Origin of the sequence: Amphritea atlantica (assembly GCF_018860855.1) — a bacterium.
In the GTDB taxonomy this organism is placed as follows: Bacteria; Pseudomonadota; Gammaproteobacteria; order Pseudomonadales; family Balneatricaceae; genus Amphritea; species Amphritea atlantica_A.
The window spans coordinates 1-22,263 of record NZ_JAHKQE010000010.1 but is presented as its reverse complement, the minus strand read 5'-3'; the positions used below and the strand labels follow the sequence as shown (position 1 = coordinate 22,263).

The 22,263-nt window shown below is 45.0% G+C and carries 19 protein-coding genes and 1 other RNA gene; 13 read left to right on the top strand and 7 right to left on the bottom strand.

Annotation, left to right across the window (positions count from 1 at the left end):
- Window positions 1–9 precede the first annotated feature (9 nt).
- Window positions 10–1,050: an NADP-dependent oxidoreductase gene (locus tag KO512_RS04170; RefSeq protein WP_215951085.1), complete on the bottom strand. Its 1,041-nt coding sequence runs from the start codon at window positions 1,048–1,050 to the stop codon at window positions 10–12.
- A gap of 293 nt (window positions 1,051–1,343) precedes the next feature.
- Here KO512_RS04170 and acuI point away from each other — a divergent pair, with 293 nt between their 5' ends.
- The 5 genes from acuI (at window position 1,344) to KO512_RS04145 (ending at window position 7,998) form a co-directional block, all read left to right on the top strand.
- Window positions 1,344–2,381 carry an acrylyl-CoA reductase (NADPH) gene (acuI, locus tag KO512_RS04165; protein ID WP_354667730.1) on the top strand — a complete coding sequence of 346 codons (1,038 nt, stop codon included), beginning with the start codon at window positions 1,344–1,346 and terminating at the stop codon, window positions 2,379–2,381.
- 851 nt (window positions 2,382–3,232) lie between these two features.
- Entirely contained in the window at window positions 3,233–4,042 is an 810-nt protein-coding gene (locus tag KO512_RS04160) for an ABC transporter ATP-binding protein (RefSeq protein WP_215951084.1), read from the top strand.
- Between the two features lie 29 nt (window positions 4,043–4,071).
- Window positions 4,072–5,334: an ABC transporter substrate-binding protein gene (locus tag KO512_RS04155; RefSeq protein ID WP_215951083.1), complete on the top strand. Its 1,263-nt coding sequence runs from the start codon at window positions 4,072–4,074 to the stop codon at window positions 5,332–5,334.
- Window positions 5,331–6,158 carry an ABC transporter permease gene (locus KO512_RS04150; protein ID WP_252734816.1) on the top strand — a complete coding sequence of 276 codons (828 nt, stop codon included), beginning with the start codon at window positions 5,331–5,333 and terminating at the stop codon, window positions 6,156–6,158. Before KO512_RS04155 ends, KO512_RS04150 begins: the two co-directional genes overlap by 4 nt.
- Before the next feature lie 133 nt (window positions 6,159–6,291).
- Window positions 6,292–7,998, top strand: coding sequence for a sigma-54-dependent Fis family transcriptional regulator (locus tag KO512_RS04145; RefSeq protein ID WP_215951082.1), 1,707 nt, complete (start codon window positions 6,292–6,294; stop codon window positions 7,996–7,998).
- Between the two features lie 168 nt (window positions 7,999–8,166).
- On the opposite strand, the gene KO512_RS04140 is transcribed toward KO512_RS04145, so the two are convergent.
- The 4 genes from KO512_RS04140 to KO512_RS04125 form a co-directional block, all read right to left on the bottom strand.
- Window positions 8,167–9,456 (bottom strand): TRAP transporter large permease, encoded by a 1,290-nt coding sequence (locus KO512_RS04140; RefSeq protein WP_215951081.1) that lies wholly within the window; start codon window positions 9,454–9,456, stop codon window positions 8,167–8,169.
- Window positions 9,453–9,953: a TRAP transporter small permease gene (locus KO512_RS04135; protein WP_215951080.1), complete on the bottom strand. Its 501-nt coding sequence runs from the start codon at window positions 9,951–9,953 to the stop codon at window positions 9,453–9,455. Before KO512_RS04135 ends, KO512_RS04140 begins: the two co-directional genes overlap by 4 nt.
- Window positions 9,954–10,026: 73 nt before the next feature.
- Window positions 10,027–11,043, bottom strand: a complete 1,017-nt coding sequence (locus tag KO512_RS04130) for a TRAP transporter substrate-binding protein (protein ID WP_215951079.1) — start codon at window positions 11,041–11,043, stop codon at window positions 10,027–10,029.
- 254 nt (window positions 11,044–11,297) lie between these two features.
- The gene (locus KO512_RS04125; protein ID WP_215951078.1) at window positions 11,298–11,933 is read right to left on the bottom strand and encodes a TetR/AcrR family transcriptional regulator; all 636 of its coding nucleotides are present in this window, start codon (window positions 11,931–11,933) and stop codon (window positions 11,298–11,300) included.
- A gap of 340 nt (window positions 11,934–12,273) precedes the next feature.
- Between KO512_RS04125 and KO512_RS04120 the strand changes: the two genes are divergently transcribed.
- The 6 genes from KO512_RS04120 to KO512_RS04095 all read left to right on the top strand — a co-directional run bounded on the left by KO512_RS04120 (window position 12,274) and on the right by KO512_RS04095 (window position 17,505).
- Window positions 12,274–13,128, top strand: coding sequence for a sulfurtransferase (locus tag KO512_RS04120; RefSeq protein ID WP_215951077.1), 855 nt, complete (start codon window positions 12,274–12,276; stop codon window positions 13,126–13,128).
- A gap of 326 nt (window positions 13,129–13,454) precedes the next feature.
- Window positions 13,455–14,003 carry an OsmC family protein gene (locus tag KO512_RS04115; RefSeq protein ID WP_126158097.1) on the top strand — a complete coding sequence of 183 codons (549 nt, stop codon included), beginning with the start codon at window positions 13,455–13,457 and terminating at the stop codon, window positions 14,001–14,003.
- 32 nt (window positions 14,004–14,035) lie between these two features.
- Window positions 14,036–15,169, top strand: coding sequence for an acyl-CoA dehydrogenase family protein (locus KO512_RS04110; protein WP_215951076.1), 1,134 nt, complete (start codon window positions 14,036–14,038; stop codon window positions 15,167–15,169).
- Window positions 15,166–16,509, top strand: a complete 1,344-nt coding sequence (locus tag KO512_RS04105) for an FAD-dependent oxidoreductase (protein WP_215951075.1) — start codon at window positions 15,166–15,168, stop codon at window positions 16,507–16,509. The genes KO512_RS04110 and KO512_RS04105 overlap by 4 nt, the downstream gene beginning before the upstream one ends.
- A gap of 73 nt (window positions 16,510–16,582) precedes the next feature.
- Window positions 16,583–17,032, top strand: coding sequence for a cyanase (gene cynS / locus KO512_RS04100; protein WP_215951074.1), 450 nt, complete (start codon window positions 16,583–16,585; stop codon window positions 17,030–17,032).
- 346 nt (window positions 17,033–17,378) lie between these two features.
- Window positions 17,379–17,505: non-coding RNA, RtT sRNA (locus KO512_RS04095), on the top strand.
- Window positions 17,506–17,778: 273 nt separating this feature from the next.
- On the opposite strand, the gene KO512_RS04090 is transcribed toward KO512_RS04095, so the two are convergent.
- Window positions 17,779–18,954, bottom strand: a complete 1,176-nt coding sequence (locus tag KO512_RS04090; protein ID WP_215951073.1) for an MFS transporter — start codon at window positions 18,952–18,954, stop codon at window positions 17,779–17,781.
- Window positions 18,955–19,155: 201 nt separating this feature from the next.
- On the opposite strand from KO512_RS04090, the gene KO512_RS04085 reads away from it, so the two are divergent.
- A complete protein-coding gene (locus KO512_RS04085; protein ID WP_215951072.1) occupies window positions 19,156–20,037 on the top strand; it encodes a LysR family transcriptional regulator in 882 nt (293 codons plus the stop codon).
- 592 nt (window positions 20,038–20,629) lie between these two features.
- The gene (locus KO512_RS04080; RefSeq protein WP_303493387.1) at window positions 20,630–21,226 is read left to right on the top strand and encodes a sigma 54-interacting transcriptional regulator; all 597 of its coding nucleotides are present in this window, start codon (window positions 20,630–20,632) and stop codon (window positions 21,224–21,226) included.
- Here the strand turns inward: KO512_RS04080 and KO512_RS04075 are convergent.
- Window positions 21,214–22,161 carry an IS30 family transposase gene (locus KO512_RS04075; RefSeq protein ID WP_215951071.1) on the bottom strand — a complete coding sequence of 316 codons (948 nt, stop codon included), beginning with the start codon at window positions 22,159–22,161 and terminating at the stop codon, window positions 21,214–21,216. The two genes, KO512_RS04080 and KO512_RS04075, sit on opposite strands and share 13 nt — an antisense overlap.
- Between the last annotated feature and the right edge of the window lie 102 nt (window positions 22,162–22,263).

Below are 22,263 nucleotides of genomic sequence, written 5' to 3'. Positions count from 1 at the left end.
GCCAACCTTTTAGCTAACGCTCACAACGAGCTTACCGGTATTGCGTCCCGAAAATAGTTGGGGCAGGGTTTGTTGGGCGTTCTCTAACCCTATTACTTCGGTGTTGCGATACTGTATTTTTCCCTCTAGTAACCAACGTTCGAGCGAGGGAAGGATGTGATCTATTTGGTTGAGGTGATCAAGAATCAGATAGCCTTGCATCTTCAAACGTTTAGTTATCAGCAAGGGGGTGTTTTGCACGCCGTAGAGTTGCGTTTTATCTCCTAGCTTTTGATATTGAGAGATGCTCCCCGATGCTACGATAGTTCCACCAATTGCCATGTTTTCTAATGCGGCATCGAGCATCGGCCCGCCGACATTATCGAAGAAAACATCGATGCCGTTTGGGAACTGCTGTGCCATGGCTTCCGATAGGTTATCTGTTGCTTTGTAATCGATGCTGCCATCCAGTTGAAATTGAGTTTCCAATAAATGACATTTCTGTGCTCCTCCTGCTATACCGACCACCTTGGCATGCATAGCTTTGCCTAACTGGCAGGCTAATAGCCCTGTGGCACCGGCGGCTCCCGATACGAGGAGATTATTATGAGCACGAAGTTGGGCGATTTCTCTGAGTCCTATAAACGCGGTCCAGCCAGTTAAGCCCAGAGCGGAGGCGTAGGCATCTAGAGGAATATCTGGGTGAGGAGTGAACCGAATGGTGCCTTTTTCTGGAGTCAGACTATCACCATCTACCACAGCATATTCCTGCCATCCTTGGAGGGTATGCAGGTAGTCACCGATTTTAAAGTGGGGATGCCGAGATTCAACTATCTGTCCGATCACCAGTCCGCGCATTACATCGCCCAAGGCTAGCTGAGGTAGATAATCTTCTGTTTCACTAAGCCAGATCCTGTTAGATGGGTCGAGGCTAAGGATAATGGTTTTGATTAGGACTTGTCCCTTAGTCAAGGAGGGAATCGGACGTTCAATCAGTTCCAGTTCAGTGCCTTTAAGATCACCGCTAGCGTAATGTTTGATAATCCAGCATTTTTGATGTTTGGTCATCATTCGGTACTCATTATGTTGATTGATTTATGTGCAATCGGTCAGCTTCTTAATGCTTCAAATTAGATGATATAAGTTGATCGCGTCTAGCTATCGAGCAGGATTTATCTTCTGATTTATTTTCTAGTAGGGTCTCGGCAGTCATAATTATTTTAACGGCATGATGGGGCGTGATAACCATCCTTTTGAGTGGTGTATGGAATTTCAATAGGCATTAGTTTTAACTTTACAAGGGATGAGGTTACCGCTTGTTACATCCCGCTTGTATCCGTTAAAGACACTCTTAGCGGTGGGCAATGAAACTAGAGAACAACAAAAAAATTACCCAACGGGTAGGTGAGAGGTTAAATATGTTTAATGCGTTAGTGCTTGAGCAAGACGAAGGAAAAACTATTGCAGCAGTTCAGTCTCTGAACTTGACAGATCTACCAGAAGAAGAGGTGTTGGTTGAAGTTACTTATTCTTCGCTGAATTATAAAGATGGCTTAACAGTGACTGGCACGCTTGGGCTAGTTAGTACGTTCCCGATGGTGCCAGGCATCGATTTAGCTGGTGTAGTTAAAGAGAGCGCCAGCGCACAATTTAGCCCAGGTGATGAGGTTATACTCACTGGCTGGGGTGTTGGTGAAAATCATTGGGGTGGTTACAGTAAATATGCTCGCGTTAAACCCGAATGGTTGGTGAAAATGCCAGCAGGAATGGATGCTAAAATGGCGATGTCCATTGGTACCGCAGGACTAACATCGATGCTTTGCGTGATGGCGTTGGAAGAAGGCGGTATTACCCCAGATAAAGGCACTATTTTGGTGACTGGCGCGTCTGGCGGTGTTGGCAGTCTAGCGGTCGCTATATTAAATAAACTGGGGTACAAGGTTGCCGCGGTTACAGGCCGTGAATCCAGTCACGCTTATTTACAGGATTTAGGCGCAGATGAATTGCTGTCTCGTGCAGATATGGAACAGGTGCCTAATCCGTTAGAAAGTCCACGATGGGCAGGAGCCATTGATACTGTTGGTAGTACTATGTTATCGCGAGTGCTTGCTGAAACTGATTATCGCGGAGTGGTGGCTGCCTGTGGTTTAGCTGGTGGCCTAGATTTACCTTCGACAGTAATGCCATTTATTCTACGTAATGTACGACTGCAGGGGATTGACTCGGTCATGTGCCCAGTCAATGTGCGGATGGAAGCATGGAGTCGTCTGTTGAGCGATCTGCCACTGGCAGCATTGGGTGATGTTACTCATGTGATTGGTTTATCAGAGGTACCTCAGACCGCGGTTGATATTCTGGCGGGTAAGGTGCGAGGACGGACGTTGGTTGACCCGAATATTTAACTGTTTTTAGTGTATAGGTGCTGAGGTTATTGTGATCAGCATCGATTGCTTCATTGCTTGTCTGCTTGAAATATTGTGTTTTTTGGGGGGCGAAAGCCCCCTTTTTTTATTTCTTTAACCTGCTTGTCGATAAGCTACAGATATATGATCAAGTGTTGAGTTTCTAAGTTAATCATCTGTTTTTGGTAATTGCTGCACCTGTAATTAGGTGGAGGAATTAAATATGCCGCTACACTTCGCATTTATCCCTATGGTATAAAAAAGTATATGGGGAGCTCACCTGTACAGTTTCGCCGGCGAGGGGGGGTGCTGATTTGTGATTTTAACTACCCTCTCTATTATGCTGTTTATTACTACTGATCCTGCTCCTTCTATGTATCTCATCCGGTGTAGGGTTTTAATCGAACCGGATATATCAGCCCTGATACAGTGTGAATACACGTCAATCATAACCGTAAGATACATCCATCCATTCATTCGTGTTAGGCATAGTGATATTGCACTGTCGACAAGAGTAAGTTGATGATCCATGACTTCTCTCTGAGAAGCTTTCATCGCGAATTGTCTCAGAACGAAAGATTTATTCGCGATTCCCTAGGTTAAAATATGTGGCTTCTAATGTTGAAATAATCGGTTATTAGGTATAGCTGACATTTCATACTCACTGATTTAATAACGCACCAAAATACGGTAATTCTTAGACAAAATATAACATTGTGCGACATTGTCGGTCTTTGTTGTATATGGGTGTTGCTTTGTAAAATTAACTAAAGTTATGTTTTTGTAGGTTTTTTTATGTTGGCCTGAAAAATGCTATATCTAAAATAATATGAATTGATCGGAGCCAACGTATGGGTGCGTCTATATCACTTGATTTCATCTCACATAAATTCAGTGCTTCAGCAGAACCAACGCTGAAAGATATTGAAAATCGAATTGAACCGAGCGAACTGGTTGCCCTAATTGGGCGAAGTGGTTGTGGTAAATCTACGTTACTTCACATGATGGCGGGGTTATTAATACCGACAGAAGGATGTGTACGTATCAATAGCCATCAAGTCGCTAAGCCGAGTGCAAAATGGAACATGATGTTTCAAAAAGCCTCACTTTATCCTTGGATGAGCGTTAAAGAGAATGCCGCATTAGGATTACTTTTTGATGGTGTACCAAAAGCTGAAGCGGCAGAACGGGTCGATACTTTGCTGGATATGGTCGGGTTGAGTGATAAGAAAAATGCCAATGTGCAAAGCTTGTCAGGTGGTCAACAGCAGAGGGTTGCGTTGGCGCGCTCATTGGCGACAGATCCAGAAGTACTACTGTTGGATGAGCCTTTTTCTGCGCTTGATGCTTTTACCCGGACTCAGCTTCAGGAAGAAGTGCCGAATATCTGTCGCGAACGGGGAATAACCATGGTGATTGTAACTCACGATATTGATGAAGCGGTTGCGATGGCTGATCGTGTATTAATCATGTCTCAAAATCCTGGACGTATTGTCGGTGAGCAAAAGGTTGGTCTTCCTTGGCCGCGGCGTCATATGGATGCGGGTTTTCAGGCCATGCGTGATGAGTTAATGCAGCAGTTTAAAGGTACCGATACCGGATTGGCAGGGCGTAATGCTGTCGAGTCAGATGAATCGAATGTGGCTAAGTCCGCAGCCTAAGCGTGGCTCACTTTTAAGAGGATTTCACAATGAAAAAGCATACACCTATACAGAATGAAATTTCCGATATCGATCAGGATTATTTACAGAAGTATGAGATGAGTCGCCGTGACTTTATGATGGATGGTCTGGCTATGGGCGGGCTGGCAGCGATGTTTGGACTTTCAGCCAGTATGCCTGCTTGGGCTGATATTCAGCCACCGGAGGATGAGGTGGTGCGTATTGGTTATCTACCAATTACGGATGCGACGGTGTTATTAGTCGCCCATGAAAAAGGGTTCTTTGCTGAAGAGGGGCTAAAATCAGAAAAGCCGACCTTGATTCGTGGCTGGTCTCCTCTAGTTGAAGGCTTTGCCGCAGGTAAATTTAACCTTGTGCACTTCCTTAAGCCTATTCCTATTTGGATGCGATACAACAATGGGTTTCCCGTCAAGATCATGTCTTGGGCGCATCTGAATGGGTCCGGTGTGGTAGTGGGAAAACATGTTAAAGCGGATGGTTTTGCTGATCTAGGTGGAAAGCAGGTTGCCGTACCTTACTGGTATTCAATGCATAATATTGTGTTACAAATGGCGTTGCGTCATGTAGGCCTTAAGCCTGTTATTAAAGGCCAGGGTGAGACTATTGCTGCAGATGAAGTCAATCTTCAGATCATGCCACCACCTGATATGCCGCCAGCGTTGGCCGCTAAAAAAATTGATGCCTTCATTGTAGCTGAGCCTTTCAATGCTGCGGGTGAGTTGTTAGCGGGCGGTAAAATGTTGCGCTTTACCGGTGATATGTGGCGTAACCACCCCTGCTGTGTTGTGTGTATGAACGAATTACAGGTGAACGCTAATCCTGAATGGACTCAGAAAGTAATGAACGCCATTGTCAAAGCGCAGATCTATGCTCAGCAGAACAAGAAAGAAGTCGCCCATATGATGTCTAGAGATGGCAAGCGCTATCTGCCTATGAAGGCTAATGTGGTTGAGCGAGCAATGACGCTTTATGACGAAGAGGATTATGCCACCCCTGATGCTATTCAGAATCCGGAGTGGGGAAGTGGTCGTATCGATTTTCAACCATGGCCGTTCCCATCGGCCACTAAGCTCATCGTCAATGAACTGAAACATACCTTGGTGAGCGGTGATACAACATTTTTACAAGCGTTAGATGCCGACTTTGTCGCGGAAGATCTAGTTGATTATCGCTTTGTGAAAGCGGCAATGGAAAAACACCCAGGTTGGGAGAATGCGCCAGGCTTTAATGCCGAGAATCCATTTGAACGTGAAGAGGTGATTAAGATATGAGCACTAGCAATAGTCAATCAATCCCTGTGACGAACATGATGCCTAATATGAGTCGTTTTTTGGGCTTGTTTAAATCATTGCAGTATCCTGCATTGGGTATTACGTGCTTGCTCGCGCTTTGGTGGGTAGGCGGTTATATGATTGAAGCTAATCCTGACCTGAGTGCGTTTTCCGCGTTTGCACCAGCGCCGACCTTTAGTGCATTGGTGGATATGGTCAGTAGTGGCGAGGTTTGGGCTCCAATTGGTTCGAGTCTTTATCGTATTCTGGCAGGGCTGGTTTGGGGCATCGCCATCGGCGTGCCAGTTGGTGTCACGGTGGGTTACTTTGGTGTCGCACTTAAAGTGACTAATGTGCCATTTCAATTTTTACGAATGATCAGTCCCTTAGCGTGGATGCCGGTTGCTGTTTTGGCATTTGATAGCTGGGACTCAGCTATTATTTTCCTAATTGTAATGGCCACCGTATGGCCGATTATTTTCTCTACGGCCCATGGAGTTCGGCGTATAGACCCGAATTGGTTTAAGGTAGCTCGTAACCTAGGTGCTTCAGGTTTTCAAATGCTTAGCCGAATTATTCTTCCCGCTATTATGACCGATGTTATGGCGGGAATTCGTTTGGCGGTCGGAGTGGCTTGGGTTGTTCTAGTTCCAGCTGAATACTTAGGCGTGACCAGTGGATTAGGATATGCCATCAATGATGCCCGAGATACGCTTGCCTATGACTACCTGGCGGCCGTCGTTCTTGTGATTGGCATTATCGGCTATGGCTTGGATACGGTCTGTAGTGTATTGATAAAGCGCTTTAACTGGCATGTGGAGTAATGAGTAGGATCTACGGATCCCATAGTACGGGATCACCATTTTAGAGGGCCGGGTTTAAGGCGGCCGTTAAAACTTTTCTGAAAACAGACCTATTGCTAGCAATAGGTTTTTCTGCTTGCAGAGGTTAAAGCCTATGGATTTTTCAACAGATAGTAATAAGAGTTCTGAGAATGATGCTGGCGCTGGTGCATCAGATCTGACGGTATTACATGAATCTGCAAAACTCATTGGGCAGTCGGCGACTCCAGAGATAGCTATTTCTGGCACATTACGGCTGATGTCACAAATGCTAGGGTTAAACCGAGGTCGGGTGTTACTGCCTTCGGCGACTAATGAAACACTGCAGATTCGTTATAGTTATGGCTTGCGCGACGAAGAGCGTAGATCAGGTCTTTATAAAATAGGTGAAGGCATCACGGGCAGTGTTATGAAAAGTGGTCAGCCTGCCGTTATTCAGAATATAGATGAAGAACAAAACTATCTATTCCGAGCGGTTGATCGAGAGACCTTGCCTGATGGTGTTGTTGCTTATATGGCGGTGCCAATTATGGATGGAAACTCCACTATTGGGGTGCTTGCTGCTCATCGTTTAAGAATGCGCCCCCGTGCGATCGATAGTGATCTAATGATTTTACGTATTCTATCCACTTTTATTGCACAGATTATCAGTATCAACAATTTGATTGAGGAGCGCACTAGCTATCTACAAGAGGAGAATAGGGAGCTAAAAGATGCGCTACAAAATCAGAGCGGAGAAAATAACCACGGTATTTTAGGGGAAAGCCAAGCGGTTCGCGATGCTTTGAAGCAGATCAGCCGAGTAGCAGATACAGTGGTTACTGTATTGCTAACAGGGGAATCGGGTACAGGTAAAGAGCGCTTCTCTCAGGTATTGCATCTGAATAGCTCGCGAAGGGATCAACCCTTTGTGGCGATCAATTGTGCAGCTATACCTGAACAGTTATTAGAATCGGAGCTGTTCGGTCATGAGCGAGGTGCGTTTACCGGCGCGTCTGCGAGTAAAAAAGGTAAGATTGAACTCGCCAGCGGGGGCACTCTCTTTCTTGATGAGATTGGTGATCTGAATATGGAGCTACAATCCAAGCTGCTGCGTATTCTGGAAAATCAGGTTATTCAGCGAGTGGGTGGGGTTAAGGATATCTCTGTTGATGTACGGATCATTACGGCAACCCATAAGAACTTACAAGAGGCGGTTAATAAAGGAACGTTCCGCCTTGACCTTTTTTACCGTCTCAATGTTTTCCCTATTCATCTGCCGCCGTTAAGAGAGCGGGCTGGGGATGTGAGAATATTGGCCAGTCATTTTCTACTTAGCGCCAACACCGAATATAGCCGCCATACCGTGTTTGATAAGGGGGTTATGGAGCGTTTAGAAACCTATAACTGGCCCGGTAATATTCGTCAGCTTGAAAATGTGATTAAGCGCTCTGTATTAATCAGCTTAGAGGGAACGATTACCATCAATGATATTGAGATGATTCTACGGCAGGAGTCCGCTATTAATGAACATCTAGAGGCCGGCCAGTCATTAGATGGTTTTTCACCAAGGCCTTCCCTTCCTGCTCATCGCTCGGAAGGTGTTCCCGTTTTGCAGTCTCAACCGCCAACGCCGTCTGCGTCACCGTCACAGGCTTACTCATCTGTTCAAAATCGGCCTTATAGCTGGGTGCGTAAAGATGAAGCGGGGGCAATTGCGGAGGCTCTGCAACATACGGGGGGCAACAAAACCCGTGCGGCAGCTATGTTGGGGATGTCGCCACGACAGTTTAGATACCGTCTTGAAAAGCTTGGGTTACCGATGAACCTCTGTCGTGAATAGGAATAACACGTCATTAAAAAAGGAAGGTTTGGTGTATCGTTTTAAGGAAGAAGTCACCAGGTTTGCCGCTGACCATCATGCCCTTTGTATTTGATGATGAAGTGCTTGCCGAGACCGAAGAGGGTTACTATTCGGTCTCGGCTTTTATGTACAATGTTTAACGTCCGATTAGAATATCGTGTTAGGGAGCCATAAAACGATTGATGGCGAGATCGTTAACAATGCAACAGCCATTAATAGAATCAGCCAATATGGTAATGAAGCCTTAGCCGCTTGTGTCACATTGACTTCATTTTTTGTAATAGCGCTGAGTACAAAAAGATTGAGTCCTACTGGTGGTGTTATCATTCCCACCTCCATAAGTAGTGTGACAATAATACCAAACCAAACAGGATCAAAGCCCATGCTTGTTATCATTGGGAATGTGATGGGTAATGTCATGAGGAGAAGTGATATGCCATCAAAAAAGCACCCCAATAATAGGTATACTAGTATGACCATTACTAACACACCATAACGGCCAAATCCCAAGTCACTGATCATTTCGACTGCAGCCCTAGGTAACCCCAGTAGGCTGACGGCCTGTGCCAAAATCGATGTACCAACCAAAATTAGTGCAATAGCACCGAACATAAAAGAGGCATTGTGAAATGCTTTCCATAATGTTGTTATTGTTAAATCCCCCCAGCTAAATCCGATAACGATGGCGGCTGCCACGCCTAATGCAGCGGCTTCTGTAGGGGTTGCAATGCCCATGTAAATGGTACCAAGGACAAAAAAGATAAGAATGGGGAGTGGCCAGACTTGCATCAGACCCTGTCTTACTTCTTTCCAGCAAAACGGCTCAGTCGCGGGTGGTGCCACTTTGGTGCCGATGCTTGCACGTATAAAAATCCATGCAGAAAAGCAGACAGCAATAATTACACCGGGTATTAAGCCCGCCATAAAAAGCTTGCCAATTGAAACGTTTTGAGTCGCTCCATATATAAGCAGAGCTAGACTAGGAGGAATGAGTAGCCCTAGGGTTCCACCTGCAGCTAGTGTCCCCACAACCATGCTAGGAGAGTATCCACGTTGTTTAAGTTCGGGGTAGCTGACAGATCCAATTGCTGCGGCTGTGGCTGTACTTGAGCCACTTACCGCCCCAAAAAGGGTGCAAACAGCAATGTTTGTGTGTAATAGCTGTCCTGGAATCTTGCGAAACAGAGGCGTTAATCCGTTGTAGACGCGCTGAGATACACCGCTAGCTAGCAATATATCACCTAATATAATAAAAAGAGGCACAGCGCTTAGCGTAAATTCTGTTAGTAAATTCCATACGGAATTGATTGCTAATGCGGAGGCACCATTGCCTTGAAAATGGAGAAGTATGAAGCCGGTTAGTCCTAACCCTGCGCCTAAAAGCGCGCCGGTACTCAATAGAAGTGCGAGGCTGGAACACAGAATAAGCCAACTCATAGTGAAGCCTCTTCTAACATGGAATGACTGCCTTTTGTTAGTAGTTTTTTAATCTCGACTAAAACACAAAGTATCATCGATATAGGCATCAGAGCCATCCAAGGCCAGAGTAAGATTCTGCTAACATCGGTACGGGAACTAATAAATTTAGAAAACTCTAGAAATTGCCATGACTGCCAAGCAAAGATAACGGCAAAGGTAATAAATATTGCTGAGGCAATGGGGATAAATATTTTCTGAATTGTGGGTGGCATTTTGTTGGTAATAAGATCTAGCCTAATATGTCCAGATTTATTGGATACATATGGAAAGGTCGTAAATGCCATCGTTAAAAATAGTAATCCAGTGAGTTCATCAGAAAATGAAATAGGCTGACCAGCAAGGTATCGAAGTAAGGTGCTTGCGAATACTAATAATGTCATTATTATTCCTGATGACACACCAATATAAAAAACAATTTTTACAATAAAGTCGATAACTTTAGAAAATAGGAGCATTTAATGTGTTCCTTATAGTTTTTAGACAGATAAAAATATCGGCTCTGATATGAAATATCAGAGCCGATAAAATTTACTTAGTTAAGCTAGAGACTTTTTCATAATACCCCAATCCTTCTTCACCGGATTCTTCTGCCATTTCTTTCCAAGCTTTACTCGACGCTGCAACAAATGTTTGTACGTCGGCATCACTAAACTTAGGGAGAACTGTTATGCCGAGAGCTACCCGTTCTTCACGGGCTTTTTCTTCTCGTACAGGGTCAACGGCTTTATCTTTGGTTTCGTCCCATATCTCATTACCAGCCTCAACTAGAATTGCTTGATTCTCTTTGCTTAGTGAGTCCCACGTTTTATCGCTGACACCAAACATCCATGGGGATGCTGCCCAAGGGTGAAGATAAGATTCATACTTGGTTACTTCCTGAAGTGAGACCGTTTTAGCAACGGTTGAGAGGTAATAAGCACAATCGACTACGCCTGTTTGAAGAGCAAGGTACATATCATTTTGCGGGATCACCTGCGCGGTAATTCCCAAGTTCTTGAAGGTGTCAACAAGGTGACCAGACCACACACGAACCTTTTTACCATGAAGGCCTTCAAGGGAGTTGATAGGTTCTTTACAATGTAAGCCAACATCAAATACGGGTGCTACGACGCCACCTACTGTAGTGATATCCCACTTTGCATAGGCTTTCTTATAGATATCTCGCAAGGTAGGAAGCACATCCAGATGCTGACTGCTTTCTGTTATGGCGCCTTGAGCATAAACAGAGGCTAGCGCTGGCGCATCTCGTTTATAGTATTCGCCATACATGAGGCCGATATCTACCATGCCTGCTTGTAGGATGCGTAGCATGTCTGCTTCTTTAAGCCCTAGAGAGCCTGAGTGATAAACATTGATGAGTAGGTTGCCACCTGATTTTTCTTTAACTAATTCAGCGAAGTGGTCGATAGATGCTGCTTCAGGGCGAGACTGCGCCAGTCCGCTATGAAACTTTAATGTTCTTACACTTTCAGCGCTTGCGCTAGATACCGTACTTAAACTGCAGACTGCGATAACAGCGGCGACTATTGAATTTTTAATTTTCATAAGCATAGATCCTGTTGGGTTAACTAATTTTTATTGAAAAATGTAAAGCATGAAAACTATTTTAAAAAACCAGTAGAGCAAACACTTCGTATGACTGAGGGGAAATTAATGTCAGTCAAAATTATTTTGATTTTTAAGGTTTAAATCTCCTTGTGTGTAAGTTAAAAAGTTTTAGTTAGTATGTGTCACTAACTTTTTGGTTGGTTGTTATAATTATTCTTTAAGATGGGAAATAATCATGGATGCTGATAGATTTAATTATCTCGTTTAGTTAAGAATGATAATAAAATTATTTTCCAAGTGTTGATTATCTCTGTGTAGTAATCCGGATCCTCACGTAGCACTGATTGCACAGCCATTCCACGTAAAAGACAAAGAGTCATATTTAACAGGGTAGCGACATTAGCGGGAGATGCATCAGTAGATACAAAAAAGCGATCCCATAGTTCGTCCAATCGATAATGAAATTCTTTGATGAGGGGGATTAAATTCTCTTTTAACGATGTATCTGTTCGCGCTGCAATAATGAGTTCCAGAGATGCAAAAAAGAACCGCCCATGGAAAAACTTTTCCAAGGTGCCATCGAGAAATGCCTCCAAATGATTATCGGAACACCTAACTTGCAGAGCTAATTCTTCGAGTTCATCAATAAAGCCACTAAATAGATGTTTCGTTGCCGCAGTGATTAAACCTGTTTTACTGCCGTAGTGGTGTACTTGTGCTCCCCGGGATACTCCTGAACGTTTAACTATTTCCATAGTACTAGCGCGTGTATAGCCGACTTCAATGAGGGTGTCTATTGTGGCATCTAACAGCAGCATTTGCGTTTCGGCACTACGCTGAGCTTGTGTTCTTGGTAGCTGTACTGGCGTACTCATTTTCACGGTCATTATACGGTTTCCTTATTCGCTATATATTAGATACAGGACGGAATGTATCTTTGTCAAGATGGTTTTATATTTCGCAATATTGTGGGGGCTAGTGTGACAAGGGTGGTTATGAAATTGTGAAATATAATTTAGAGACATTATGCATGAGGAAGTCATATGACATTGACTTACAATGTCAATCATTCTGTAGTAATGAATGATGGAATAATTATTTTTATTAGCTATATCTGATTGTTTTATAAGGGAAGTATGTGGGCTGGAATAATTATTGATAGGTATTTAAAGGAAGATAAATAATGTTGTACTGATACCTATAAATGATACTTTCTGGAGTTGGAAAATGACAACAGTTCTATTGGATCCTCAAGAGTTACAGCAAAAGATCGATAACGAAAAAGTCGTGTTGATTGATACTCGTAATCCCGAGCAGTTTGCTGCAGGCCATATCCCTGGTGCTGTGAATATTCATGATATTTTTACTTTTCTGGCGGCATCGACACCGGAAGGGATTGCTGAGTTAAAAGGTAAGTTTGCGGGTGTATTTGGTAAGGCGGGGCTTTCTGGTGAAGAAACGGCTGTTGTATATGAAGATTCAATGAACTCAGGGTTTGGTCAGTCTTGCCGCGGATACTTTTTATTGTGTTATCTCGGTTACCCAAAAGTGTCAATTTTGCATGGTGGTTTTCAGGCCTGGAAAGCGGCGGGCTTAGCGGAGACAGCGGAGGTTTTAACACCGGTCGCCGCTGAATTCCCGTTAGATCATAGTGCCGATGGGTTAATGGTTGATAAAGATGATGTACTCAAAGCACTTGGTAATGATGAGATTGTACTGCTTGATGTTCGGGATGTGGATGAGTGGGTGGGCACTAGTTCATCGCCTTATGGCCGAGACTACTCCTCCCGTAAAGGTCGCTTACCGGGTGCACGCTGGCTTGAATGGTACCGATTGATGAAACCCGGCGCCGTGCCCGTGTTTAAATCCTCAGAGGAGGTGCTAGCAGATTGCGCCAGTGTAGGTATTAACAAAAACAGTCATGTTTATATCTACTGCTTTAAGGGCGCTCGGGCATCGAACACCCTAGTGGCATTAAAAGCTGCAGGTATTGAAAATGTAAAACTCTACTTTGGCTCATGGAATGAGTGGGCAGAGGATGCGTCTCTACCTATTGAAACCGGCTTGCCTTATGCCTGCTAAATAATCACTTTTGATCCTTAAAGCCCTGAACTTTGGTTCGGGGTTTTTTATTTCTGGCATCCAAGATATAGACCTAGAGCTTATAGATATGAAGCGCTATTAAGTGGGCTTCAGTCAATTATTGATACGGCAGCATTGTCTGACAATGTAAGTATTACATTCATTGACAATGCCTTTCTTCGTAAGAAAATTAAAAGCGTTTTTTACTTTAACTTATTGATTCTATGTGATTATTTTGTTTTGGCATTGTTACTGCAATGATCTAAGAAACATCTGAAGTGTTTATAACAAAATATACAGTCCTGCTAAATCTTTTGGAGAAAAACATGAATACAGCAATGACACCAAAAACTGTTTCTAGCCACCTACGTTCGATTGATCGTGATGGTTTGATGGCATTTGCAGAAAAGGGACTTAACAACCCAGGTAACCGTGGTACTAACAAAGTACATACCATCACGGATGGCCAGTACCGTACGGTAAGTCATATCAATCAGCACGAAGTAGTTGTTGATGAGCCGTTACACCTATTTGGTGAAGATACAGCGCCTGCGCCGGGTGAAATCGTACTCTCAGGTCTAGGTGGTTGTTTGTGTGTCGGGATCACTGCAGTAGCCACTTGGAAGCAAGTGAAACTGAGCAAGCTAGAAGTTTTTCTAGAAGGTGATATCGGTAATCCAGCTGCATGGGGTGCCGGTGGTGCAGAGATGGAGCCTGAGCAGATGGGCTTTCAGGAGATTCGAGTCAAAGTCCTAATCGAAGGCGATGCGTCACGGGAAGAGTTAGATGAGATTGTAACCCGCGCCAACTACTTCTCGCCGGTTGCTAATACGATGCGTAACCCGATTCCTTTCAGCATTAGCTTGATGGATTAATTAACGCATTAACTGACTTTGAGAGGTATGCCATGAATAGCGTTGCAGTTTCTTCAATTACAGCTCCCTGGGACGATGATGCCAAGGTGCTTGCCGATGTCGGTTTGGTCGCGCAGCAACAACTTGCGCCGGCAGCCAAGCGGATTGATGAGGGGTACTACCCGCTCGACATCATGGCAAGCCTCGGTCAGGCAGGCGCTTATGCTGGTCATTTAGATCAGCATGGTTGCCGATTTGATTTGGCCATTTCAGCCATGAGTGAGATCAGCCGTCAGTGTGGAGCAACAGGTTTTATGACCTGGTGTCACGATGTGTGTGGCTTATATATGGAGCAATCAGGCAATCCCGCATTGCTCGCACGGCTAGGTGACCATACCTTAGGCCGAACATTTGGCGGTACGGGGTTATCGAATCCGATGAAAGCGTTGGCCGGCATTGAAAATATGGCGTTTAAGGCTAAAAAAGTACCCGGAGGTTACAGTGTCAGTGGAACACTGCCTTGGGTTAGTCATATCGGCGAAGGCCAATATTGTGGTGCAGTTGCTGCTGTTGACCGTAGTGACGGCAGCCGTTCCCACGAGATTATGTTCCTACTGGATTTAGATGAACGGGTAAGTTTGCGCGCTTGTCCTGAGTTTTCCGGCATGGAAGGCACAAGTACATGGGCTATTACGCTAGTCGATTATTTTGTCAGTGAAGATCAGATGATTGCTGATCCTGCACGACCTTTTATACAACGTATTCGCGGTGCTTTTGTTTTACTACAGGTAGGCATCGCCGCCGGTATTATTCAGGGATCTATCGACGATATGCGAGATGTCGAACCCACCTTGGGTCATGTAAACCAATATCTCCACAACCGTCCGGATGAACTGCAAGCGGAGTTTGACGATTTGGTTGCCCGTACTATGGTATTGGCCGAAACACCTTATGAGGGTAGCAAAGAGTTTTTCCTTGATGTGTTAGATGTGCGCTCCCAAGGGGCAGAGTTATGTCTTAAAGCCTCCCAGTCTGCTCTGCTACATCAAGGTGCCAAAGGTTATTTAATGAGTGCTTCGCCGCAACGTCGTATTCGCGAAGCCCACTTTGTCGCTATCGTAACACCGGCCATTAAACACTTACGTTGGGAGATGGCCAAACAGATGCGAGAGGAGGTGCCAGCATGAGTAGCGAGTTCCCAGAATGGAGACAGTACCTCTGTCGTGCCTGTGGCCTTATTTATGATGAAGAGCAGGGCGACCCAGATAGTGGTTTAGCACCCGGTACCCGTTTCGAAGATATACCCGATGATTGGGAGTGCCCTCTTTGCGGTGTGACCAAAATAGATTTCGAATTATTTGAAAAACCAGTCGTAACCGTTATTGAGCAAACAGAAAATTTTAGCAGTGAACCGGGTATTGTGGTTGTGGGTGCTGGGCTATCAGGTTGGGCGGCTGTTGAAGCGATTCGGCAATTAGATCAACAGGTGCCGATCACGCTCGTCAGTGCTTGTCAGGGTGATATTTATCATAAGCCTGAGTTATCCATTGCTATCAGTCGAGGCTTAGATAAAGCTGCTTTGATCAAAGAAACGGGTATTGATGCCGCACGTCGTCTAGGTGTACAGCTAATGTCAGCAACCTTTGTTGTGGGTATTACCTCTGAATTACATCAGTTACGTACGACCAGAGGTTCATTAACCTACACAACATTGATATTAGCTCAGGGCGCTAAACCGGCTCTGCCTAAACAGCTACCCCCTGGTCTGTGCTGGCGAGTGAATGATTTGACTAGTTGGTCTGGTATGCAGCAAGCGTTGGCAAAAGGTCCCCAGAAGATCGCGATTGTCGGAGCAGGAATGATTGGCTGCGAAATTGCGGAAGATTTTATTCGCGCAGGACATCAGGTTGCATTATTGGATCGTAATGAATTTCCATTGGCCGGTTTATTGCCCCCCCTTGCGTCTAAACGGTTGGCGGAAAGTCTGACCTGTTTAGGGGTTGATTATCGGGGAGAAGATGAGATTACAGGCATTACTGAGTTGTCGAATGGACAGAAGCAGATCTGCTTTAAACAGGGTGACTCACTTGAGGTGGATCAAGTTTTAGCTGCCACGGGTTTAATGACTGATAATCGTATCGCCCGCCATGCTGGATTGGATTTTGAGCAGGGAATTCAGGTGGATCCAAACACTCTGCAGACAAGTGAACCCGATATCTATGCGCTGGGTGACTGTATCAGTATTCAGGGGACACCTTGCCGCTTCATCGAACCGATTAAACATCAGGCTAAGTCCATAGCCCATGCCATTCTTGAGCAGGATGCCAGTGGCTATGAGCACAGTGCACCGGTGATACGTTTGAAAACCCGCTCACTGCCTTTAGTGATGAATGGCCTTCCGGTGGCTGGCGTGAAGTGGACGCTGATTTATGAGGACGCTGAAACCCTGATTATGGAGCAAGAGGTGGATAACCACATCGTCGCTCACTTAAAAGTGGGATCAGGCTCTCAGACCCAAGCCGCATAATTTTTTATTACAGAGCGGTAACAAGAGGCCGCTCTGCAAACAATGACATCGATCTTTATTGAAGGAAAACAACATGATTAGTAATCGAGAAGAAGTAACACAACTGATTTTGTCCGCAAAAGTACGTAAAGGTATTAAGTGGGGCGCTGTGGCTGACGTCGTTGGCCTTTCAAAAGAGTGGACCACTGCGGCATGTTTAGGCCAGATGACGTTTGATAAAGAGCAGGCAGAGAAAGTAGGTGAACTATTTGAGTTATCTGATGAAGCGATCGCTTGGCTGCAAGTTGCACCTTATAAAGGCTCCTTACCAACAGCTGTACCCACTGATCCATTGCTGTACCGCTGGTATGAGATTGTGAGTGTCTACGGGACTACAATCAAAGAGCTGATTCATGAAGAGTTTGGCGACGGGATTATGAGTGCGATCGACTTCTCTATGGATATTAATCGAGAAGAAGACCCTAAAGGTGACCGTGTTAATGTGGTTCTTTCAGGTAAATTCCTGCCTTATAAAACCTACTAGCATTTCATCGTCGGTACCCACTTGTTGGGTATCGGCTTTTTTCTTTCCGATTGATCATTCTCACTCTTTAGTAATAAATGTCGCATTTATTATATGAATTCCCAGTGGTGTTTTTTGGGGCAGATTTGGGGCGTTTTTGGGGCATTTTAAAGACTATTTATGACCAGCTAATACCGTTTATAGTCTACATGTTAAAAATATAACTATATGTTTTTAAAGGATTTATTAAGGTATTTGGTGGTGTTAAATTAATTTGTGAAAAATGCTTTAAGAGGGTTCGAATCCCTCCCTCACCGCCATTTAATTCAAAATGAAAGAGCCTAGTCTAACGACTGGGCTTTTTTGTGTCTGAAATGTGAAGGGAGGGTGAGATCCCTCGTGGGTTCGAGCCGAGCGAAGCGAGACAGTGTCGGAGCTTGCCACGACAACCCGTAGGGCAAGGATTGAAACGACGTGTCATCCCCTAACCGTCATTTTTTATCTTATATTTCAATAATTTATGGTGTTTTGTTCTTTTTCTGGGGCATCTATGGGACAGTCTGATTTGAAAACCCCATTATCTTGTTAATCATATTCGCCATCGGCGGAGCATCTTTAAAAATGCCTCTAAACACGATCATCACTTCATTAATGGTTTTATTTTTAAGATTGTTCAGATAGATCGCCGCCCATTGCTCAACCTCTGTTTTAGTAATAGAGCGGATAGGGCGGTGACCGGTAATCTCCCCGAAAAATAATATGGGTTATTAGGCTGTTCTAGCTTGATCGCGTGAGTCTAGAAAGCCGGAAAGTCTTGTTAAAATGATCGCGAGCACGACGATCAGTGCACCAATCCAAGTTGTGTCCATCAGCTCCATATCCTCAACTACCATACCACCAAGAAGAGAGCCGATAGCAATGCCGACATTGAAAGCGGCAATATTGAGTCCAGATGCCACATCAACCGCATTCGGTGTGTATTTCTCAGCCAGCTGCACGACATAGACCTGTAATCCGGGTACATTGCCGAACGCAAAGGCTCCCCAAATCAGTACGGTTAATATAGCGCCTATTTGATTGCCTGCGGTGAATGTGAAGGTTAATAACACTAAGGCGAGGGCGGTGAAAATAATGTGGAGTGCTTTTATTGGTCCCATTTTATCCGCCAATTTACCGCCCCAGATATTACCGAAAGCAACCGATACGCCGTAGACCAGCATGATCAAGCCGATTGAGCTCGAGGCAAAACCAGATACCTGCTCTAAGATTGGTGCAAGGTAAGTGAAAGCGACAAACGTACCGCCATAACCCACTGCTGTCATGGCATATACCAATAGCAATCTTGGTTGAGTTAGTACGCTTAACTGTTCAGATAGCGTTGCCGCTGCCGCTTGTTTTAAGTTGGAAGGAACGAGAATAGCGCTACCGATCAGTGCGATCAAGCCGAGTAATGCCACAATAAGGAACGTTGCCTGCCAGTCAAATGCTTGACCGATATAGGTGCCAAGTGGCACGCCGGTCACTAATGCTACGGTTAAACCCGTAAACATAATGGCGATGGCACTGGCGGCTTTCTCTTTAGCCACCAACCCTGTCGCGATCGTTGAGCCAATCGAGAAAAATACACCGTGGGCTAGGCCGGTTAAGATACGAGCAACAATTAAGGTGTCATACCCTGGGGCTTGCCACGCCAATAGGTTACCTGCGACAAACAGTGACATCACCGCAATGAGTACGTGTTTACGGTTCCACTTTCCTGTTAATGCTGTTAAGACCGGGGCGCCAATGGCAACACCTAGTGCGTAAAGGCTAACTAATAGTCCGGCGGAGGGTAATGAGACGCTTAAATCGGCGGCCATGGTTGGGATTAAGCCAACGATGACAAACTCGGTGGTCCCGATAGCAAAGGCGCTGAGCGTCAATGCGAAAAGTGCTAAGGGCATACGATTACTCACTATGTTTTGGGTTTCACGGCACGATATCGGGGTTGTCATCCGTCATATCGTGTTGGGTTTTGATAGGAGGCATTATGCGTTGATAGTTATTTGTTAAGAATAGAGGTTTTAACAAATAATATTTGTTATAAATGAAATAAATATATTAGTGAGACGAAACACAGGAATACTGGATATTAGGATAATGAGATGCTGACGCGATCTGATGATTTAGAGATATTATTGACGGTAGTCGATAGTGGTGGGTTCTCGGCTGCGGCAGAGGTGCTGGATATTCAAGTGGCACGGGTATCGAGGGCGGTGAGCAAGGTTGAGCATCAACTCGGTGTTTCTATACTCAACCGAACCACGCGGCGGATAGAACTGACCGATGAAGGGCGTCAGTTTATTGAAGCGGTTCGAGTGGGGCTAATCCAAATTCAGCAGGCGGAAGAGGATATTATTTCACGAGGTGAGTTGCCAAAAGGTCGTTTACGCGTAGATGCTGCCAGTCCGTTTGTTTTTCATCAGTTAGTCCCACTGGTGCAAGCATTTAGCCACGAGTATCCCGATATCGAATTGGAGTTGACCTCCAATGAAGGGTTTGTTGATCTACTCGAAAAGAAAACCGACTTGGCGATTCGGATTGGAACGTTGAGCGATTCAAGTCTTCATGCTCGGCCTCTCGGGAGAAGTTTGTTATACATTGTCGCGGCTCCCGATTATTTATCGAGACGGGGTTTGCCCAAGAAAATCAGTGACCTTGTTAAACATGACACCATTGGTTTTTCAGGCGCTAAGGTGCTTAACGATTGGCCCTTGAAAGGTTTTAAGGCCTTAACGCCGACACTGACATCCAGCAATGGTGAAACCGTGAGGCAACTGGCCTTGGCAGGAAATGGTATCGCTTGTTTATCGGGCTTTATGATTAAGAAAGATCTTGTCGAGGGGCGCTTAATTCCTCTGCTTGAGAGCGAAAAAATGATCAATACCGGCCGAGAGCAGATCAGCGCCGTATTCTATAAATCATCATCGGTGGCCAAGCGTATCTCTGCCTTTATTGATTTTATACAGCCTAAGTTGTCGTTGTAGAAACGCTAGAAGTACAATGACGTAGCTTCGGCTATTGGCGCAGCGTCTTTGCATCGGGCTCAGGCTACGATTAGCATTCAGCTGAAAAAGTATGAAGAGGTCGTTTGTGCTTCAATAACAGCGTAATTAACTTCATCGGTGAACCCATCAGTTGGCCAAGAGTGTCGTTGTTGAGACGGTTGTGAAGCACTCGATCTCTTAGAGTAATATTGATGCGGTCACTTCTTGGTTGAAGGTTGAGTTCTTTCTCTGTCCTGTTGTTGGATGATTGTGAGTGTTTACTAATCTTGGTTGTGACGTTGTATAAGACTGTCGCTGTAGCAGAGCAAAGCTATTGATGAGTTGCTCTGCTACCGCATAACGGGACAGCGATGATCGTTAGCAAGAGGTGATGGACGAACCTTTTCGTGCTGCGATGCTATTTTCTTAAAAAGAGGCATAGAGGTCCTTTTAAATAGCAGACGGTACAGTTGTAACTTTATTGTGATTTTTACTCTCTCAGCATATAGATCTTTAGCGAATAAGCGTGATTGTTTATGCGAGCTACCCAAGAGATACCGTCTGTCTGGGGCTGTTCATAGTCTCAAGTTGTGTGGATAAGCAGTGTCTTCATATCGCACGTGAGTGTCGCGACAAACCTGTCGTTGCCGTTAACTGTGGTGCCATTCCTGAAAACCTGATTCAGTCGGAGCTATTTGGCTATGAAAAAGGAGCCTTTACAGGGGCAAATAAGCAGAAGCTAGGTCAAATTGAGATGGCATCTGGTGGGACTCTCTTTCTGGATGAAGTTGGAGACCTGCCATACGATATGCAGGTTAATTTATTACGTTTTCTTCAGGAGAAGGTTATCCAGCGGGTGGGCGGAAATGAGGAGATACCGATAGATGTTCGAGTGATTTCTGCCACAAACGTTGATCTTGATGGGGCGATTAAGCAGGGTAGGTTTCGCGAAGATCTTCTATATCGATTGAATGTACTGCAAATTTTAACGCCGGCATTGCGGGATCGAGGAAGCGATATTGAATTACTAACAAACTTCTTTTTCGAGCACTTTGTTTCAGAAGGACAAGGCCGTCTTAAAGGTTTCTCTCAGCAGGCTTTAATGGCAATACAACAGCATCGTTGGCCGGGTAATGTAAGGGAGCCGCGAATTCAACTCCCAAGTGCGACACTCCCCTATGCTGCCTGAAGTAACTCTCGAAAGACCACTTCTGGCTGCCTGAACCCAAGACACTTTCTTGGCCTTAGGTTCAATCGCTGCTCTGCTCGTCGTACATCCTCATCTGTAACCAGGCGCAGATCTATCCCCTTAGGAATGTATTGTCTCAATAGTCCATTAAAGTTTTCATTTAACCCTCGCTCCCATGATGAATAGGGATGTGCGAAGTAAAAATCTATATTGAGCGCATCAGCTATCGCTTTGTGTTCGACAAACTCCGAGCCATTATCGGCAGTGATTGTTCGCACCGATGCAGCATAAGGCTTGAGCATATCTATCACGGCATCCCGTACGTCAACCGCTCGCTTAGCATCCACCTTTCGAACCAGATACATGCGACTTTTACGTTCCGCTAATGTCACCAACGCCCCAGTTCCTTGCTTACCTAGAACTGTATCGACTTCCCAATCGCCAAAGCGTTCTCTATTATCGACGACCTCAGGTCGCTCATCTATCGAACGTGGATCGGGTATCACACAACGCTTGGTATTCACGCCTCGTCGATAGCGTTTATGTCCTTGCCGTAACGCTTTGTAAAGCACTCCGCCAGCGGCTTTATTCGCGGCGATGTAGCGGTAGATCCACTCGTGACTAACGGGCATATCAATTAAATGCCCAACACCGCTAATCTGCTCTGGACTCCAGTGAAGTGATAACCCAAATTCAACATACTCAACCGTTAACGCCGGAATTTTGTATTTAGTTGCCAAAGTCCTTCGCTCTTGAGATTTCTGCTGAGCCGGTTCAGGATGGTAACCACCCTTTGAGCCGTTTCGGTCGAGTTCTCGATAAACGGTTGAACGATGTACATTGATTGTTTTAGCGATGAAAGCAGGCCGATAACCCTGCGCAAGAAGAATCGATATCTGGTATCGTTTCCCTTCGGTCAACTGTTGATATGTCATAGTGATACACTTTGTCTTTGGCGAGAAGAAGCGTACCACGGTCAGCAGTTGACCTCCTCTCCACCTTTACCAAAAAGTGTCGCACTTATTATATGAATCCCC

Bases quoted from the DNA above. Each gene is read 5' to 3' on its own strand.
- KO512_RS04090 (WP_215951073.1), bottom strand. From the start codon at position 18,954: ATGCCCTTAGCACTTTTCGCATTGACGCTCAGCGCCTTTGCTATCGGG.
- KO512_RS04135 (WP_215951080.1), bottom strand. From the start codon at position 9,953: ATGCTCCTATTTTCTAAAGTTATCGACTTTATTGTAAAAATTGTTTTT.
- cynS (WP_215951074.1), top strand. From the start codon at position 16,583: ATGATTAGTAATCGAGAAGAAGTAACACAACTGATTTTGTCCGCAAAA.
- KO512_RS04075 (WP_215951071.1), bottom strand. From the start codon at position 22,161: ATGACATATCAACAGTTGACCGAAGGGAAACGATACCAGATATCGATT.
- KO512_RS04125 (WP_215951078.1), bottom strand. From the start codon at position 11,933: ATGACCGTGAAAATGAGTACGCCAGTACAGCTACCAAGAACACAAGCT.
- KO512_RS04115 (WP_126158097.1), top strand. From the start codon at position 13,455: ATGAATACAGCAATGACACCAAAAACTGTTTCTAGCCACCTACGTTCG.
- KO512_RS04110 (WP_215951076.1), top strand. From the start codon at position 14,036: ATGAATAGCGTTGCAGTTTCTTCAATTACAGCTCCCTGGGACGATGAT.
- KO512_RS04170 (WP_215951085.1), bottom strand. From the start codon at position 1,050: ATGATGACCAAACATCAAAAATGCTGGATTATCAAACATTACGCTAGC.
- KO512_RS04105 (WP_215951075.1), top strand. From the start codon at position 15,166: ATGAGTAGCGAGTTCCCAGAATGGAGACAGTACCTCTGTCGTGCCTGT.
- KO512_RS04145 (WP_215951082.1), top strand. From the start codon at position 6,292: ATGGATTTTTCAACAGATAGTAATAAGAGTTCTGAGAATGATGCTGGC.
- acuI (WP_354667730.1), top strand. From the start codon at position 1,344: ATGAAACTAGAGAACAACAAAAAAATTACCCAACGGGTAGGTGAGAGG.
- KO512_RS04120 (WP_215951077.1), top strand. From the start codon at position 12,274: ATGACAACAGTTCTATTGGATCCTCAAGAGTTACAGCAAAAGATCGAT.
- KO512_RS04130 (WP_215951079.1), bottom strand. From the start codon at position 11,043: ATGAAAATTAAAAATTCAATAGTCGCCGCTGTTATCGCAGTCTGCAGT.
- KO512_RS04155 (WP_215951083.1), top strand. From the start codon at position 4,072: ATGAAAAAGCATACACCTATACAGAATGAAATTTCCGATATCGATCAG.
- KO512_RS04140 (WP_215951081.1), bottom strand. From the start codon at position 9,456: ATGAGTTGGCTTATTCTGTGTTCCAGCCTCGCACTTCTATTGAGTACC.
- KO512_RS04085 (WP_215951072.1), top strand. From the start codon at position 19,156: ATGCTGACGCGATCTGATGATTTAGAGATATTATTGACGGTAGTCGAT.
- KO512_RS04150 (WP_252734816.1), top strand. From the start codon at position 5,331: ATGAGCACTAGCAATAGTCAATCAATCCCTGTGACGAACATGATGCCT.
- KO512_RS04160 (WP_215951084.1), top strand. From the start codon at position 3,233: ATGGGTGCGTCTATATCACTTGATTTCATCTCACATAAATTCAGTGCT.